This window comes from Micromonospora sp. CPCC 206061 (assembly GCF_036906915.1).
GTDB lineage: Bacteria > Actinomycetota > Actinomycetes > Mycobacteriales > Micromonosporaceae > Phytohabitans.
Genome location: NZ_JBAKHX010000004.1, coordinates 46,281 through 62,964, shown reverse-complemented (window position 1 = coordinate 62,964; position 16,684 = coordinate 46,281). Strand labels below are relative to the sequence as shown.

The 16,684-nt window shown below is 70.6% G+C and carries 16 protein-coding genes; 10 read left to right on the top strand and 6 right to left on the bottom strand.

What is annotated here, in order from left to right; all coding sequences use genetic code 11:
* Positions 1–28: 28 nt before the first annotated feature.
* Positions 29–2,140: a PhoX family protein gene (locus V6V89_RS04610; RefSeq protein ID WP_334617668.1), complete on the bottom strand. Its 2,112-nt coding sequence runs from the start codon at positions 2,138–2,140 to the stop codon at positions 29–31.
* A 191-nt stretch (positions 2,141–2,331) separates the two neighbouring features.
* On the opposite strand from V6V89_RS04610, the gene V6V89_RS04605 reads away from it, so the two are divergent.
* The 4 genes from V6V89_RS04605 (at position 2,332) to rarD (ending at position 4,969) form a co-directional block, all read left to right on the top strand.
* Positions 2,332–2,826 carry a sigma-70 family RNA polymerase sigma factor gene (locus V6V89_RS04605; protein ID WP_265248691.1) on the top strand — a complete coding sequence of 165 codons (495 nt, stop codon included), beginning with the start codon at positions 2,332–2,334 and terminating at the stop codon, positions 2,824–2,826.
* Positions 2,823–3,515, top strand: coding sequence for an anti-sigma factor family protein (locus V6V89_RS04600; protein ID WP_334617667.1), 693 nt, complete (start codon positions 2,823–2,825; stop codon positions 3,513–3,515). Before V6V89_RS04605 ends, V6V89_RS04600 begins: the two co-directional genes overlap by 4 nt.
* Before the next feature lie 69 nt (positions 3,516–3,584).
* Positions 3,585–4,043, top strand: coding sequence for a GNAT family N-acetyltransferase (locus V6V89_RS04595; RefSeq protein WP_334617666.1), 459 nt, complete (start codon positions 3,585–3,587; stop codon positions 4,041–4,043).
* The gene (gene rarD, locus V6V89_RS04590; protein WP_334617665.1) at positions 4,040–4,969 is read left to right on the top strand and encodes an EamA family transporter RarD; all 930 of its coding nucleotides are present in this window, start codon (positions 4,040–4,042) and stop codon (positions 4,967–4,969) included. Before V6V89_RS04595 ends, rarD begins: the two co-directional genes overlap by 4 nt.
* 113 nt (positions 4,970–5,082) lie before the next feature.
* Here rarD and V6V89_RS04585 read toward each other — a convergent pair whose 3' ends face one another.
* On the bottom strand, positions 5,083–5,460 hold the full coding sequence (locus V6V89_RS04585) for a phage holin family protein (RefSeq protein WP_334617664.1): 378 nt from the start codon (positions 5,458–5,460) through the stop codon (positions 5,083–5,085).
* 74 nt (positions 5,461–5,534) lie between these two features.
* Between V6V89_RS04585 and eccB the strand changes: the two genes are divergently transcribed.
* The gene (eccB, locus tag V6V89_RS04580; protein WP_334617663.1) at positions 5,535–6,812 is read left to right on the top strand and encodes a type VII secretion protein EccB; all 1,278 of its coding nucleotides are present in this window, start codon (positions 5,535–5,537) and stop codon (positions 6,810–6,812) included.
* Here the strand turns inward: eccB and V6V89_RS04575 are convergent, their stop codons facing one another.
* Entirely contained in the window at positions 6,813–7,679 is an 867-nt protein-coding gene (locus tag V6V89_RS04575; RefSeq protein ID WP_334617662.1) for a glutamate ABC transporter substrate-binding protein, read from the bottom strand.
* Between the two features lie 291 nt (positions 7,680–7,970).
* Here V6V89_RS04575 and V6V89_RS04570 point away from each other — a divergent pair, with 291 nt between their 5' ends.
* The 4 genes from V6V89_RS04570 to V6V89_RS04555 all read left to right on the top strand — a co-directional run bounded on the left by V6V89_RS04570 (position 7,971) and on the right by V6V89_RS04555 (position 11,732).
* Positions 7,971–8,288, top strand: a complete 318-nt coding sequence (locus V6V89_RS04570) for a WXG100 family type VII secretion target (RefSeq protein WP_334617661.1) — start codon at positions 7,971–7,973, stop codon at positions 8,286–8,288.
* A gap of 23 nt (positions 8,289–8,311) precedes the next feature.
* The gene (locus V6V89_RS04565) at positions 8,312–8,602 is read left to right on the top strand and encodes a WXG100 family type VII secretion target (RefSeq protein WP_334617660.1); all 291 of its coding nucleotides are present in this window, start codon (positions 8,312–8,314) and stop codon (positions 8,600–8,602) included.
* Between the two features lie 149 nt (positions 8,603–8,751).
* Entirely contained in the window at positions 8,752–11,370 is a 2,619-nt protein-coding gene (locus V6V89_RS04560) for an SseB family protein (protein WP_334617659.1), read from the top strand.
* On the top strand, positions 11,367–11,732 hold the full coding sequence (locus tag V6V89_RS04555; RefSeq protein WP_334617658.1) for a hypothetical protein: 366 nt from the start codon (positions 11,367–11,369) through the stop codon (positions 11,730–11,732). Before V6V89_RS04560 ends, V6V89_RS04555 begins: the two co-directional genes overlap by 4 nt.
* Here the strand turns inward: V6V89_RS04555 and V6V89_RS04550 are convergent.
* Positions 11,729–12,637 (bottom strand): alpha/beta fold hydrolase, encoded by a 909-nt coding sequence (locus V6V89_RS04550; protein WP_334617657.1) that lies wholly within the window; start codon positions 12,635–12,637, stop codon positions 11,729–11,731. The genes V6V89_RS04555 and V6V89_RS04550 overlap by 4 nt on opposite strands.
* A 49-nt stretch (positions 12,638–12,686) precedes the next feature.
* Between V6V89_RS04550 and V6V89_RS04545 the strand changes: the two genes are divergently transcribed.
* Positions 12,687–13,793: a C45 family peptidase gene (locus V6V89_RS04545; protein WP_334617656.1), complete on the top strand. Its 1,107-nt coding sequence runs from the start codon at positions 12,687–12,689 to the stop codon at positions 13,791–13,793.
* Here V6V89_RS04545 and V6V89_RS04540 read toward each other — a convergent pair.
* The gene (locus V6V89_RS04540) at positions 13,777–14,079 is read right to left on the bottom strand and encodes a hypothetical protein (RefSeq protein ID WP_334617655.1); all 303 of its coding nucleotides are present in this window, start codon (positions 14,077–14,079) and stop codon (positions 13,777–13,779) included. The genes V6V89_RS04545 and V6V89_RS04540 overlap by 17 nt on opposite strands.
* 115 nt (positions 14,080–14,194) lie before the next feature.
* A complete protein-coding gene (locus V6V89_RS04535; protein WP_334617936.1) occupies positions 14,195–16,591 on the bottom strand; it encodes an immune inhibitor A domain-containing protein in 2,397 nt (798 codons plus the stop codon).
* Positions 16,592–16,684 lie beyond the last annotated feature (93 nt).

Below are 16,684 nucleotides of genomic sequence, written 5' to 3'. Positions count from 1 at the left end.
CCCGTGGGGGCGCCTCAACGCCGTCGAGCTAGCTGCCGACGGCGCGGCCGTCCAGGCGCCACGTGCAGACCACGCCTGGCTTGGCGTAGTCGCCGTCCGGCCACGTGGAGGCCGGGTTCTCGACCGACGCACCGGTGATCTCGCCGGGGTGCTGCACCGCGACGAAGACCGACCGGTTGTCGGCGGTGATGAACGGGCCGCAGGTCTCCGCGCCGAGCGGCACGGTGAGGAACTGCTTCAGGTGGCCGCGCTCCGGGCCCTCGATGGCGGTCGCGAAGAGGCCGTCGTTGCTGCCCAGCGCGTTGCCGTCGGTGGAGATCCAGAGGTTGCCGGCGCCGTCGAACGCCACGTTGTCCGGGCAGGAGATCGGCGAGACCTTGGTCTTGTCGTACCCGGCGAAGTACGTCGACGCGTCTGTCGGGTCACCGCAGACGATCGGCAGCGACCAGGTGAAGGTCTCGGCGGCGTTGTCGCCCCGGTCCTCGACCACTTCGAGGATGTGCCCGTGCTTGTTGGCGTTGCGCGGGTTCGCCTCGTCGGCCTTCGGGTTGGTGCCGGTGCCGCGGTTGGTGTTGTTGGTAAGCGCCACGTAGACCTTGCCGGTCAGGAGGCTGGGCTCGACGTCCTCGGGACGGTCCATCTTGGTCGCGCCCACCGCGTCGCCGGCCAGCCGGGTGAACGTGAGCACGTCGGCAGCGGTCATACCGTCCACGTAGGACTTGTTGCCCCGTACCAGCTTGATCCAGCGGCCGGTGCCGTTGAACGCGCCGTCGGTGGGCAGCTTGCCCATACCGTCGATCTCGGCGGCGCTGGTGTAGTCGAGCTTCGCCACGTACAGCGAGCCGGACTCCAGCAGCGTCAGGTTGTGCTTGCGGGCAACCCACGAGTTCCCCGGCATGTACTTCTTGTCCGAGACGAACTTGTACAGGTAGTCGAACCGCTCGTCGTCGCCCATGTACGCCACGACGTGGCCGTCCTTGGCGACGATGACGTTCGCGCCCTCGTGCTTGAAACGCCCGAGTGCGGTGTGCTTGCGCGGCTTGGCCTCCGGGTCGAACGGGTCCACCTCGACGATCCAGCCGAAGCGGTGCGCCTCGTTGGGGTGCTTGGCGAGGTCGAAGCGCTCGTCTGCGCGGTCCCACTTGCGGCTGTCGCTCGGGTACCGGGCGGTCGTGGAGATGCCGTAGCGGGCCAGCTTCGGCTTTAGCGCCTCGGGCACGCTGTCGCCGCCCACGAAGTACTGGTTGAAGTTTTCCTCACCGGAGAGCACCGTGCCCCACGGGGTCACGCCGCCGGCGCAGTTGTTGAGCGTGCCGATCGCCACCTTGCCGCGCGGGTCGGCCGCGGTCTTGAGCCACGCCGAGCCGGCCGCCGGACCAGTGAACTCGAACCGCGTGGACAGCGCGGTGATCCGCCGGTTGTACGGCCGCGGGCCCTTGCTGACCGGCATCCACTCGCCGCTGTTGCCGACCCGCTCGATCTCGACCACGGAGAGGCCGTGCGCGGCGATCGCCACCCTGAGCTGCTCGACCGAGAGCGCGTCCATGGTGGTGAAGCCGGGGAACATCAGGTTTTCGTTGGTGTACTCGTGGTTGACCACGAGGAGGGCACGGCGGCCGCGCTTGTCGACCGGCAGCACCGCGACGAAGTCGTTGTTGTAGCCGAACTGCTTGGACTGCGCCGCCGCGGTCTGGTTGTCCAGGTCGAAGTCGGGCGCGCCCGGCACCACCGGGTCGCCCCAGCGGATGACGACCGCGTGGTCGTACCCGTTGGGCACGACGAGGGTGTCGAGCTTGTTCGGCGGGATTGGCTTGAACGTCAGGGCGCCGCTGAACCTCGCCGGCTTCAGCGCGTCCGTGTCCGGCGCGGCGCCGCCTGCGGCCCCTGCGGCGAGAGCGGGCGTGGCGCCGGCGGCAGTTGCGCCGGCGAAGCCGAGCACGAGGGCGCCGACGGCGCCCGCCCGGACGACGCCGCGGCGCGATACCTCCGTGCGCACCACGTCACCGAAGTACGGGTTGTCCGAGTCGTTCGGTACCGGGTGGTCGCACGCGTTGCCGCAACGGTACTGACAGGTCATCGCGCTGCGCCCGCCGTGCCCGGTCTGGCCGAGCAACGGGAGCAGCCGCGGTCGGTCACTCATCTTTGGGGAGCCTCCTCGCTATCCGGTGCCTCCGAGGCAGGCACCGAGCAGGACGCTAGGAGCAGGCTATGAGCGCTGCTCAGATACGTCGTGAACGGAAGGTGAACGAGGCTGGATGAACCGCTCGGCGATCTCGTGCGTAAAAGTGGGCGAAGGGAGGCGCGGGTGGCTTGACCGACCAGGATGCCCAATTGCTGCGTGCGCTGCAGGACGAACACGGCGACGCACTATTCGCCCACGCCCTGCGGCTCGCGGGGGGCGACCGGCAACGTGCCGAGGATCTTGTGCAGGAGACGCTGCTACGTGCGTGGCGGCACCCCGAAGCACTCGATCCCCAGCGTGGCTCGGTACGGGCCTGGTTATTCACCACCGCGCGCAACCTGGCAATCGATGCGTGGCGGCGGCGTTCCGCCCGGGTCGGGGAGATCGTCACCGACGAGCTGCCCGAGCCGCCGCCCGCGGTGGACGAGGCTGACCGGGCGGTAGAGGCCTGGACCGTCGCCGAGGCCCTGGGGAGGTTGTCCGCGTCCCACCGCGAGGTGCTCGTGGAGTGCTTCTACGAAGGGCGTTCAGTAGCCGAGGCGGCGACCCGGTTGGGCGTGCCCGCGGGCACGATCAAGTCCCGTACGCACTACGCGCTGCGTTCGCTGCGGCTGGTATTGGAGGAGATGGGGGTGACGAGATGAGGTGCGACTACGAATACGACAGTGGTGCCTACGTGCTCGGTGCCCTGTCGCCCGGGGAGCGGGCCGCGTACGAGCGGCATCTGGCCGGCTGCCCGACCTGCCGCGAGGCGGTCGGCGACGTGGCCGTGCTCCCGGGGCTCCTCGGCCGGCTCGACCCGGCCGGTCTGGAGACGCTCTCCTCCGGGCCGTCGAACGAGTCGCGGATGCCCCAGCTACTCGCCGCGGTCTCGGACTCGCGCCGACGTGAGAAGGCCAGCCGGCGCTGGCGATCGGCTGGCTCCATGCTCGCGGCCGCCTGCTTGGCGCTCTTCGTCGGCCTGGGCGTCGGCATCCTGCGCGACGGCGGCCCGGCGGGCACGACGCCGCAGCAGGTGCAACTCGCCTCGATGCGGTCCGTCGCGCCCGAAGCGCCGGTGACCGCCGAGGTCGGGCTGACGACCACGAGATGGGGCACCGTGGTGACGATGCACTGCTCGTACACCGGACACCCCGGCGAAAACAAGGCGTACACGTACCGGTTGATCGCGTATGACACAGAGGGTGACGAGGAGCAGATCAGCTCCTGGTCGGTGTCACCGGGGGCAGACCTGAAGCTCTCCGGCATGACCAGCTTCTCTGGCGCCAAACTATCCAAAATCGTCCTAACCAAGAAGGACGGCACTCCACTGCTGGAGTACCGCGTCCCATAACGGCGGCGTCCGACCACCTTCTGGGAATTGGCCCGAGACCAGAGTGGGGTCTCGGGCTAGTTTCACCTTGTGTCGATCATCGGGCGCCGCGACGGGTACGAACTGTCCACCGACCCTGCGCGCCTCGATGTCGACCGGGTTCACCGCTGGCTGTCGACCGACGCCTACTGGGCGCTCGACCGGCCGCGCGACGTGGTCGAGCGGGCCGTCGCTGGCTCGTTGGTGTTCGGCGTCTACCGGGCCGGCGACGGTGAGCAGGTGGCCTTCGCCCGCACCGTGACGGACGAAGCGACGTTCGCGTGGCTCTGCGACGTGTACGTCGACCGGTCCGCGCGCGGCAACGGCCTGGGGACGTGGCTGGTGAGCTGTGTCCGGGATCACCTGGCAGCCGCTGGCGTCCGGCGCATCCTGCTGGCCACGCTGGATGCACACGGCGTGTACGAAAAGTTGGGGTTCACCCCGATTGTCGAGCCGGGCCGCTGGATGGAGCTAGACCGGCGGCCAGCGACCAGGGACAACACCGCATGAGCGAGTTACGCAAGGGCTACCTGTACGCCTTTGCCGCATACACGATCTGGGGCTTCTTCCCGATCTACATCAAGCTCCTCCGGCCGTCGGCGCCGGTGGAGATCCTCGCGCACCGGGTGGTGTGGTCGGTCGCCTTCGTGGCGTTGGTGCTCACGGTCGTCCGTAGCTGGCGCTTCCTCGGCACGCTGCTCCGGCGGCCACGGTTGCTGGCTGGCATCACGCTGGCCGCCGCGCTGATCGCGGTCAACTGGGGCATGTACATCTACGGCGTCAACTCCGACCGTGTGGTGGAGACGGCGCTCGGGTACTTCATCGGGCCGCTCGTCATGGTGCTGCTCGGCGTGACGATCCTGCGCGAGCGCCTGCGCCCCGCGGCTTGGGCGGCGCTCGGCATCAGCGCCGTCGCGGTCACCGTGCTGACGATCGACTACGGCCGCCTGCCGTACATCGCGCTGTCCCTGGCGGCCAGCTTCAGCGCGTACAGCCTGGTCAAGAAGCGGCTCGGGCTGCCGGCGGCGGAGGCGTTCTTCGTCGAGTCGGCCGCCTTGGCGCTGCCCGCGCTCGGTTACCTCGGCTGGCTGGTGTGGCAGGGCGGGTCGACGTTCGGCCAGGTGTCCGCGGGGCACACGCTGGCGCTGGCGCTGGCCGGCGCGGCGACCGCGACGCCGCTGATGCTCTTCGCCGGTGCGGCCAACCGGATTCCGCTGACCGCCCTCGGCATCATGCAGTACATCGGGCCGGTGCTGCAGTTCGCGACCGGTGTGCTCGTCTTCCACGAGCCGATGCCACCGGTACGGCTGGCCGGCTTCGCGCTGGTCTGGCTGGCGCTCGTGATCTTCACCGTCGATGGGCTGCGACAGGCGCGATCCGCGGCGGCCGTGCGGCGCGCGACCATGCCGGCACCAGAGGCCGCCGCGGCCCGGTAGGGCCTTGCCCTCGTTCAAGGGAAACCGCATCGATCAAGGGCAAATGCACGCGGATCTGAGATCAACCACGTGCCTTTGCCCTTGATCGACGAGGTGCGGGCGCGGGACGGTGGTTAGTCGCGGTCCTTCACGACGAAGTTGAGGATGCTGCTGGCTATGCCGACGATCAGGGCGCCGAGCACCGCGCTCGGCCAGAAGTCGTCGACGTGGAACGGCAGGTCGAGCTCGCCGGCGATCCAGCTCGCCAGCAGGAAGAGCAGGCCGTTTACCACGATTGCGATCAACCCGAGGGTGAGGATGTAGAACCCGCAGCCCACGGTTTTGATGATCGGCCGCAGGACGGCGTTGACGACGCCGAAGATCACCGCGACGGCCACCAGCGTGCCGGCCGCCTTCGGTATCGAGTCGGTCGACAGCGTGATTCCAGGCAGGATCCAGGTCGCGAGCCAGAACGCCGCGGCGCTGATGGCCAGCCGGATGACGATTCCCATAGGCGGCGATCATAGGGTTCGTGCGCGCCGGCCGCGCCCCCACCTAGCATGTCTTCTCGCGGTAGCCTGCCGGGATGCCGTCGCGGCAGGAGCAGGTGCGGTCCCACCAGTTCGCCGTGCAACGGGTCGTGGCCGCCGTGGTCACACGCGACACCGACCCTGACCGGCTGCCGTTCCGTCGCGTGGCCGGCGCGACGCTGGCCGGTGTGCTGGTCGCCACCATCGGGTTCGGCGCGGTGGCGGCGTACGCGGCCATCACGGGCAGCGAGCCGGACGACTGGCGCGACCCGCGTGCCGTCATCGTCGAGCGGGAGTCCGGCTCCCGGTACGCCTTCCGCGACGGCCGGCTGCACCCGGTCGCCAACTACACATCCGCGCTGCTGATCGCCGGCTCCGGAGCGAAGACCAGGCTGGTGCCGCGTGCCGCGCTCGCCGGCGAACCGCCCGGCGCTCCGCTCGGCATCGCCGACGCCCCTGACCCGCCGCCGGCCCCCGAACACCTGGTCACGGGCCCGTGGTCGGCCTGCTCGGCAACCCGAGAGCAGCCGGTGCCGCTCGTCGGGCGGCCGGTGCCAGACAGCGCACCGCTCGCCGGCCGCGCGCTGCTCGCCGAGCACCCCGACGGCACGGCCCACCTCGTTTGGCATGACCGGCGGCACCTCATCCGCAACACCGGGCTCGTGCTCTCCGCGCTCGGCTGGACAGGCCATCAGCCCGTGCCGGTCGCGCCCGCGGTGCTCGGCGCGCTCGGGGCCGGAGCCGACCTTGCCCGCACACCGATCGCGGGTGAGGGTTCGCCGTCGCGCGCGGTGCCCGGCGCCACGGTCGGCGAGGTATTCGTCGTGGTGACCCAGGGCGGCCAGCGCCAGTACGCCGTCGCGCACGCCAGCGGGCTGGCCGCCATCACCCAGGTCGAGGCCGACCTGATCCTCACCGACCTGCACCAGGACCGCCCGACGCGGCTCACCCAAGGGGAGTACGCCGACCTGCCCAAGGTGCCCGGCCGGCCACCGGCGGCCGCGCCACCGCCGGCCACGACGCCGCCGCTCGTGCCGGCGGGCGGGGCGGTGTGCGCACAGGTCCAGGACGCCCACGGCGTGCCCGAGGTGCGGCTCGCCACGCGGGTGCCCACCGCCCCGGTCGTGGAGCCGGGTCGCGGTGCGCTGGTCGAGGCGGGCGGCGATGTGTGGCTGGTCACCGATCGCGGTCGCCGCCACGCCATCACCGACCCAGAGACCCGCGCGCTTCTCGGCTACGCGGACACGCAGCCGACGCGCGTGCCGGCGTCCTTCGTGCAGCTCGTGCCCAAGGCCTCCGAACTGACCCGCGAGGCAGCTCTGCGCCCGCTGTGATCAGCCGCGGTACCGGGACTCCGGCGGGGGTGGGGCGGGGCCGAGCGTCGCCGCCAGCCAGCGGTTGTAGAGGGCGGTCCAGGTGCCGTCGGCGCGCATCCGGTCGAGGATGCCGTTGACGAAGCGCACGAAATCGGGAGCGGTTCGGGCGAAGGCCAGCCCGTGCGGCTCGTCGGTGAACCGCGGCCCCACGATCTTGGTGGTCGGATCCTGCGCGGCCAGGCCGGCGAGCACGTTGTCGGTCGTGGAGACGGCGTCGACCTGGCCCTGCTGGAGCAGGATCAGGCAGTCGGTCCAGTCGATGGTCGAAACCGGGACCGGGCGCGCGGGCGCGTCGATGATGGCCTGGATCGACGTGGTGTTCGCCGCCGCGCACACCCGCTTGCCGGCCAGGTCGTCGATGCTCTTCGCCGTCGAGCTTTCGGGCACCAGTACGCGCTGACCCGAGTCCAGGTAGTTGGTGGAGAACTCGACCTGCTCGCGCCGCGCGCAGGTGATCGTCATGGAGTTGGCGACTATGTCGACCTTGCCGTTGACGGCGGTGAGCCGCTCGGCCTGCGTGATCACCGTGAACTGCACCCTGTCCGGATCACCGAAGATGGCCTTGGCCACCTCGCGGACCAGGTCGATGTCGAAACCCTCCAGCCGACCGGTGAACGGATCGCGGAACCCGAAGAGGTAGTTGTTCTGGTCGACGCCCGCGATGAGTCGCCCGCGCGCCCGGATCGCGGCCATCGTGGATCCCGCCGGCAACCGGTCAGGCGCGGGTAGAGCGCCCGCGGGTCGCAGGCTGGCGCGCGGGTCGCACGCCGGGCCCGCCGGTGCGGACGCCGCCCCGGCGGTCGGTTCGGCCACACCCATCGGCATCGGCGCCTCGGGAGCAGCCGCCGGTGGCGAAGGCAGCGGCCTCGCCGCCGTGCAGGCGCCCGGAAGCAGAGCGGCCGACAGGGCCAGTGTCGCTGTCCACAGTGGTCGACGCAGTCGTCTCTCCTTCCGCGAAGATCGCGAGGGATCAACCACACACGCTAGGACCGCGGCGCAAGGCCCCGGGACTGCCCCGGATGGTTATCCACAAGGGGTATCGGTGGTGCGGCGGGATCGCTACCGTCAGTGTCCTAATCAGTGGTGTCCTATCTGTACTCGGAAGCGGGTGAGCACATGACGCAGACGCGGGCGGATGCGGCGGTCATGCGGCAGACCGCCGCCAGGTTCGACGAGGTGAGCCGAGGGCTGGAGGCGATGCTTAGCGGCCTGCTGACCGAGTTGGCGGCTCTACAGTCGGCGTGGCAGGGCGCGGGTGGCCGGTCCTTCCAGCAGGTCCAGGCTCAGTGGGCGGCCGACCAACGGGCCATCCAGCAGGCGCTCGTGGAGACGGCCGAGGCGCTCCGGGCGTCGGGTACGGGATACGACGCCACCGACACGCAGGCGGCCAGGCGGGTCGCCGCCACCAACCGAGGGATCTCGCTGCCGTTGTAGGCGTGCCCGGGAGAGGAGCACCGATGGGAGACAGCCACCTCGTCGTCAACTTCCCGGCGCTGCACCAGGCGAGCGCCGACATCCAAAAGGCGCTGAACGCGCTGGAGTCGCAGCTGGCGCAGCTCGAACGCGACGCCGCGCCGTTGGTCGCCACGTGGGAGGGGGAGGCCCGGCAGGGGTATGACGCACGGCAGGCGCGGTGGCGGCGGGCCTCACAGGACCTCGCGGCGATTCTTCGCGACATCAAGATCGCAGTCGATGACTCGGCGGCGGATTACCTGGGCACCGAACGGCAGGCGGTCGGCCGATTCTGAGACCCTGTAAGCCCGCCGAAATACCCTCAGGTCCGGCATCAGAGCGCGCCACAGTGCGAGAACCGATACCCACCAGCCATTGTGATCTTGTTCCTACCTTGTAGGTTGTACGCGATAACTGTGGCCTGTTCGGTGGAAGGGAGGTGGCCGTGACCGAATGGGAGCCGGCCACCGAGGCCGAGGTTGCCATGCGTGACGCCCTACGGGCGAGCGATCAAGAGCAGTATTTCCGGATTTTGTCGCGGACCGAGCTGTTTCTTCCGGTTTCCGCGGAATCTCTGGCTGGCCGCGCGCCGATGGGCTGGGGCACCTGGACCACCAGCGGACGCACCCACGTGCTGGCGTTCACGTCCAGCGTGGCGCTCCAGGCGTGCCTGGCCAGCAATGCCGGCTCAGCCCGACGGATCGCATATGACGACCTCGCCGCCGCGTGGCCCAACCTCGAGTGGTGGCTCGCGGTCAACCCGGGACTCCCGATCGAGGGATACCTGCCCGCGTGGTTCGTGGCGCAGTTGGCCCGGGGCGACGTGCGGCTGCCGGGGCGCACGATCGGCGCCCGAGCCCGGCTGGACCGCGCCGACACGGCGGCTCGGGCGCGTGCCACCGCCACCGTGCCTGGCAGCCTTCTGGCGCCGGGGCCGGCTGGGAGCGCACCCGCGCCCAGCTTGCTGTCTCCGGCCGCAGGAGCCGGCACCGTCCCGGCGGCGCGCGAGCCCGCCGTGGCCGCGGCGGCACAGCCCGCGTGGGACACCCACGATCCAGCTCTTCCAGCAGCGAACCAGCCCGCGACGTGGGACGCCGTGCCCGAGTCCGCCGCTCCGGCGCCGAGCCGAGCCGCGGCCTGGGACGCCTCGGGAGCCGCTGTTCCGGCGGCTCAGGACGAGGTGTGGGATGCCACGCCAGAGCCAGCCGCTCCGGCGACGGGCCAGGCTGGGGCGCAGGCGGCCGCTGCACCAGCGATCGACGAGCGGCCCGCCGAGCCGGTCATCGGCCCCAGTGGCCTGCCGCGCCGCGTACCGACTCCTCCTCCGCCTCCGGGAGTGCCGCCGAGCCCGATGGCACAGCGTTCGCCTACCGCTGCCCCGGCGGCTGCCGGCCTGGCCGGCGCTGGCCTGGCTGGCGCGGCCGGCTTGGCGTCGAGAGCCGCGGCGACGGCCGGTCCTGGCGCGGGTGCTTCGGACACCGCCGGTTCGGCCTGGGCCGGCACGGGCACCGCGCCAGCCGGATTCGGTGGCACCGCAGGCGGGAGAGCCGGCTTCGGGAGCCCGCATGCCGCTGGCACGAACGCGCCCGGCGATGTCGCCAGCGACATGGCGGCACCTGCCGGAGCGACCGCATCGGCGTCCGGCGCGGAAACCACATCGGCGGCCGAGTGGGCGACCGACACCGGCCCCGCGTCCGGCCGTCAGGCGGCTTCGGCGTCCGGCACCAGCACCTTCGCCGCGTCGGCCGACGTCGCACCGGCGACCAACTGGGCGACCGGCGCTGGCCCGTCAGGTGACGCTGGACCTGCTGGCGGCGACTCGGCGACGAGCGCGGGCGCGCCCGCAGACTGGGCGACCGGGGCCCCGACGGATGCCGGCACGAGCGGTGGCTGGGCGACCGATGCGACCAGCGGCGGCTGGCCGGCGGAGCACAGGCCCGCCGGCGCTCCTGGTCAGACCGGCGGCTTCGGAGCGGCGAGCGGCACCGGACCGATAAGCGCAGCGGCGGCTCGGCGTGGCCCTGAGGGCTGGGGCGCGCCCGTCGTGCCCGGCCGCACCACGGCCAGCGTCCCCACCGTGGCCGCTCCCGTGCCCGTCGATAACTTCACACCGGCCAACGATGTCGAAAAGAACCTCCTCGCCGCGGCCGGCGACGGCAGCACCGACTCGTTCCTGTCGACGCTGCTGCTCGCCAAGGTGCTGCTGCCGGTCTCGCCGGTCTCCGCCGACGGCACCCGCCCGGGTGAGCCGGGTTTTGCCTGGCTGACCGAGACCCTCGACGGCGAGCCGTACATCGTGGTGTTCACCTCGATGGAGCGGCTGCGCGATCACCTCGGCGACACGATCGAGACGATCGACGTCAAGTTCGTGCAGCTCATAGGGGCGTGGCCGGACCCGGCGTGGTCCTTCGCGGTCAATCCCAACACACCCGTGGGCGCCAAGCTGCCCGGCGCGCAGATCGTGGCGCTGGCGAGCTGGGCCGACGAGGTCGGGCTGGGCGCCGAGGCCGAGGAGGAGCCGAAGCCGCAGGCGCCGCCGGCGGCGCGGCCCGCCCGGGCAGCCGCGGTCCACGACCCGGCGCTGCCGACGATGATGCAGAAGACGATCTCCCCGGCGCAGGTTGACTACTACCTGGACCGCGGGTACGACCGGGTGTCCGGGTTCGTGCACCGGGCGGGCGAGGTGGCGCACCTGAACACGCCGGCGGCCCTGCACGCCGTGCTCGGGCTGGGATATGCCGGTTCGCCGTTCAAGCCGGATGCCGACGAGACGTACGTGCTGCGCTGGCCCGCGCACCGCCCGAGCCTGTACCGCATCCCGTACGGCGGCCAGAATGAGGCCGCCATGCGCGCGATGGAGGGCTGGGTGATCGAGCGACCGCCCTTCCGGGGCAACGGGTTCGCGCCCAGCGACAGCGGCGACGTGATCGCCGAGTTCAAAGTAGACAGTGCGCGGTTGCCGCATGGGGCGCAACTGTGGCGGATCGGCTCCGACGGCCAGGAGAAGTTGATCGCCTTGCTCGATGTCGACGCGCCCACGTGGCGGCGGGTCGGTGAGCAGTGATGCGCGACGGATACGTGGCCCGGTGGCGCGGGCGGGAGTACGAGGCCAGCCCCGACGGCGACGCGGTGCGCATCTACCAGCCTGAGGCCGACGAGGGCTTCGAGCAGGCGCGGCCGGGCCGGTTCGTCCGGGTACTGCCGGTGAAGGAGTTGGAGGACTTCGCGTACGTGCGCACCACCTGCACGTGGAAGGGCGAGCCCTTCATCGTGCTGGCCGAGCACGACGGCTGGCTGCGGGTCGAATACACGGGCGGGCGCTGGCCGGTGACGCAGCACCTGGGGCTCGAAGAGTTCGACTTCGGCGTCTACCAAGGCTGGGCGCCAGCCACCGAAGTGACCGACCTTCGCGAACACCGCATCTAACTCTTTGCCCAGCGGAGCACCTCGCCGAGGATCACGTCGGGGGTTTCCACGTGGGGGAAGTGGCCGACGCCCTCCAATAGGCGCCACTCGTACTGGGCGATGACGTATCGGCCGGAGCCCTGTGCGGTGCGGGGCAGGACCGCCGTGTCCAGGGCGCCGTGCAGCTGGAGTGTCGGAGTGACCAGGGGCTGCTGCATGAGCTTGACGAAGCGGTATCCGTGCAGGCGCAGCACCGACCGGAACGCCCACCGGTAGGCCTCCAGCGCGCAGAATGCCGCCTGCGGGATCTGCATCGCCTCCCGGCACCGCCGCTCGTAATCGGCGAACGCCTCGCCCTGTACCCAATCGGGACCGCCGCCGCGGCGCAGGAACTCGCCGACCAGCGCCGCGTCGTTGCGGGTCAGGATGTGCTCGTACCGCGGAAGCTGGAAGCGGAGAGTGGGCGCCGACGCGGAGATCTGCCCGCGCGGGTCGTTGAAGAGTGAGGTGCGCAGCCGCAGCGGATGCGCGGCCCCGAGCACGACGAGCCGGCGGACCATGCTCGGATGGAAGGCGGCGGCCGTCCAGCCGAGCATGCCCCCGAAGCCGGCACCGACGATGTTGGCGGACCGCTCGCCGAGTGCCCGGATGAGGCCGGTGACGTCGGCGGCCATGGTGTAGCCGTCGTAGCCGCGCGGCGGCTTGTCGCTGGCGCCATAGCCGCGCAGGTCGACAGCGACGGCGCGGAAGCCGGCTCCGGCGACTGCCGGCAGCAGCTCGTGCCACGCCCACCAGAACTCGGGAAAGCCGTGCAGGAAGAGCACCAGCGGGCCGCTGCCCGCCTCTACGACGTGGAACCGGGTGCCGTTGGCGCCGACGAATCGGTGTGTCCAGGGGCCGTCCACCAGCACGCGGGACTCATCCATGCGCCCAGGGTACGGGCATTCACGTTGACACAGGCCCTAGCCTTCAGGCATGAGGTTGCCGCTTCCGTTGATCTCTGTTGCCGGCACACCGGCCGAGTGCGGCGCCGCCTACGGGGTGGCCGCCGAAGCGCTGATCGCCGAGAACGTCGCGCTCTACCTGCGACGGTTTCACGATCAGGCGGGGCTGGACCGGCCGGCGGTGCGCGCGGCAGGAGCGGGCTACCGGGGCACGACCCGGGCGGTGCATCCGCGGATCGCCGAGATGCTCGACGGGGTGGCCGAGGGCGCCGGCGTGCACGTCGACGAGGTGTACGCGCTGAACGCGCGCACCGAGCTTATCTACGGCACGTGGCCGGCCTACGGTAAGCAGCCGGACGGTGGGTGCACAGCCGCGGGCGTGCTCGACACGCACACCGCGGGCGGCCACCTGCTGATGGGGCAGAACTGGGACTGGCACCCTGCCCAGCGCGAGGCCATGGTCGTGCTGCAAACCACCGACGAGCGCGGGCACACGGTGATCACGCTCGCCGAGGCGGGGATGCTGGCCAAGGCGGGGCTCAACTCGGCCGGGCTCGGCGTGTGCCTCAACCTGCTCGGCTGCGACCGCGACGGCACGGTCGGCGGCGGCGTGCCGTACCACGTCGTGGTCCGCGCGGTTCTGGAGAGCGACCATCTGGGTGGCGCGCTGAAGGTCGCCTGCCGGACGCCGCGCAATGCGTCTCTCAACCTGCTGCTCGGGCAGGCCCACGAGGCGGGTGGCGAGATCATCGATCTGGAGCTGGTGCCGGGCGACGCGGGCTGGCTGCACCCGGTCGACGGGGTGCTCACGCACGCCAACCATCTGGAGACGGCGCTGCCGGTACACGATCGGGCGAAGGACCTCGGCGGCGCGACGCTGTTTCGCGGCGCGCGGGCCCGGCGGCTGCTCGCGGAGGCCGCCGCGGCGCGGAAGGTGACCGAGGACGACCTGGCCGCCGTCTTTCGCGACCACGCCGGGTACCCGAGCGCGATCTGCCGGCACGTGGACGAGCGGGACGAGCCGCTGGAGCGGTCGGAGACGGTCTACTCGGTGCTGCTCGACCTCGACGAGCGGCGGTTCGGCATCGCGGCTGGCCCGCCGTGCGGCCACGAGTACGCGTTCACTTCACTACCGTGATCTCCAGCGCGCTGACGTGCTCTCCGGGGCCGCAGTAGATCTTCAGGCGGAGCGGCTCGTAGCGGATCTTGACGGTGTCGCCCTCGGTCAGCTTGGTGCCGGCGGCGCTGTAGAGGGCGTACTCCTTGCCGTCGTCGGTGACCATGCCGTAGCAGGGCCCTTCGCCGCCCCGGGTGACCTTGCCGACCAGGATGTCCTTGGGGCGCTGGTCGGTGGGCGTCGTCGGGGGTTTGGCGGGCGCGCTGCTGGTGGGTGGGGGCGTCGTCGAAGGGGGCTGTTCGCTCACCGGTGCCCCCTCTCCACAGCCGGCTAGCACAAGGACGGCCACTACCGCGAGTCTCCGCAAAGTCACTCTATTCAGACGAGGGGCGGGGCCGGGTGGTTCCCGGCCCCGCCGTTTCTCACGAGATGCGGATCTTCATGGTGGTGCCGTCGACCTCCACCACGCGGATCTTGACACCGACCGCGGGGAGTTTGACCCCGTGGTTCGGCAGCTCCGGGAACCAGTACTGCTTGGTGTCGTCGAACACCGGCTTGGCGTCCTGACCGCGGATGTACGACGGCTGGCCGTTGACGTGCAGGGTGAACGAGTCGGCCTTGGTGAGGCCGAACGTCGCGTCGTAGACCTGCACGCGTGCGCGCCACGGCTGCCCGTCGATCCGGTAGAACGGCTTCGGGTGCGCGTCAATGATCATGTTGCGCCCCTCGCCGGGGTGGTCGAACGTGTCGTTGTCGGCGTAGAAGGTGTCCCAGTACGAGATCAGCAGGCCCTGCTGGTACGCGTAGTGGTCGACCTTGTCCGGCATCGTGTTGGCGTACCCGAAGAAGTACGGACCGGTCTTCAGGTACTTGTCATACGACACGTACGAGCGGTGACCCGCGATGTAGTAGTTGTCGTAGTAGCGGGTCTCCGAGCCGGGCAGCTGCGAGAAGCCGTCGGCAACGAACGCGCCGTCGCCCTCGGCGCCGTCGCTCAGCACGGTCGCGCCGTCAGCGGTCACCGTGATCGCGTCGGCCATGAGGCCGCCCTTGGACACGCCGCCGTCGGTGACGTAGCGGAACCGGAACTGGATGTTCTTGCCCGCGTACGCGTCCAGCGGCACCGACAGGTCGACCCATGTCTTGTCGGCCCAGCCCGTGCTCTCGCCGTCGATAACCGGTCGGCCGGCGCTGTCCTGCGAGAACGCGTGACCGTCGACGGTGCCGCTGAGCGGCGTCCAGGTGCTGCCGTCGGTCGACGCCTCCAGGTACATGTAGTCGTAGCCGGCCTCGATCGAGTACCGCACCTTCGCGGTGAGCGTCGCGGACGACTTGCCGGTCAGGTCGACCGGTGCGGTGAGCGAGCTGCGCAGGTCGTCTTCGTTGCCGGAGAACCACTGCTTCTCGCCCTCGAACGGGGCGCCGTTGTCGATCTCGCGGGCGCGCTTGGGCAGGACCACGACGACCGCTTGCGGCCGGGCGGTGTTGTACTCCTGCGGGCCCAGGTTGATCGTCTTCTTCTGCCCAGCCACCACGATCTCGTAGTCGAGCCAGCCGAGCTGGAGCTTGTTCCACGCGCCGAGGTCGCCGGGGCGGGTGCCGATGGCCTGGTCGTCCTTTGCGGACAGCCGGCTCTGCGCCATCAGCGTCCAGTGCTCGTTGTTGTTGTCCCCACCGTTGTTGATGTTGTAGTCGTCCGGCAGGCCCAGGTCGTGGCCGTACTCGTGCACGAAGACCGAGAGGCCGCCGTTTTCCGGCTGAACGGTGTAGTCGCCGATCCAGACACCGGTGTTGCCGATCTGGGTGCCGCCGAGCGGATTCGTCGACGGGCCGGTCGCGCCGATCTGGTCGGCGTAGGCGTACCAGCGGTGGCTCCAGATCGCGTCCTCGCCCTGCCACGGGTCACCGTCGGCCTCGTCGCCACCGGCGTGGACGATCTGGAAGTGGTCGATGTAACCGTCGGACTCGTTGAAGTTGCCGTCGCCGTCGTGGTCGTACCGGTCCCACTTGTCCATGGCCTTGACGTCCGCGGCGACCTCGGCGTCGGTCCTGCCGGAGGCCTTCTGGTCGGCGACCCACTGGTTGGCGGCGTCGCTCACGAGCGCCCAGATGTTGCGCCCACCCGTGCACGCGTCGCAGTTGTCGCGACCGTACCGGGCCTCGTTGTACTTGACCTTGGTCCAGTTCGTGACCTGACCGTCCACGCTGTACCGGCCGGACGACTGCGCCTCGAAGTAGGTCTTCACCGACTCGACACCAGCACCGGTGCCGAAGTAGAGCTGCCGGTAGTAGTCGGCGGTGTAGTCCGCCTGCCAGATCGTCGAGTTGTCGACCGTGCGATCCGGCTCGGGAATCTGGTTGCGCAGCGGGCCGTCGAAGCGGGCCGGGCCGGGCACCGACGGGTCGCTGTCGACGTCCGGGAAGTCGGGGTGCCGCTCGTTGCCGAACTCGGTAAGGATCACGAAGATCTCGTCGGTCCGTTCGCGTGCCAGCTCGACGTACTGGTCCTTGCTGGCCGTGGTCTTGCCGCCCTTGCGCGCCAGCGGGCCGGTTGCGTTCGTGGCCTGGCCGACCTTGACCACCGTGCTGCCATTGCGGGTCTCGGGCTTCGCCCGACCGCTGATGACGTCGCTGACCGCCTGCTCGCGCAGCTCACGACGCTTGTCTTCCAGGGGGTTGGGCAGGTCGTCGTCCCGAGGGGCGGCGTCCTTCGAGGGGTTGACGGCCGTGGCGGGTGCGTCCGCCGGTGGTGCCGCGACGGCTGATGGGCCGAGGGACACCCCGAGGCCCGACGCCAGCGACACGGTGAGCACGCCCACCATGAGTTTGCGCACCAGGTTTACCTCCGATGAGTGGAACGCCCGCCGCCACATGGTCAGGGGTGGTCGGGCGTCCGGCTGGTCGGCTGCGAT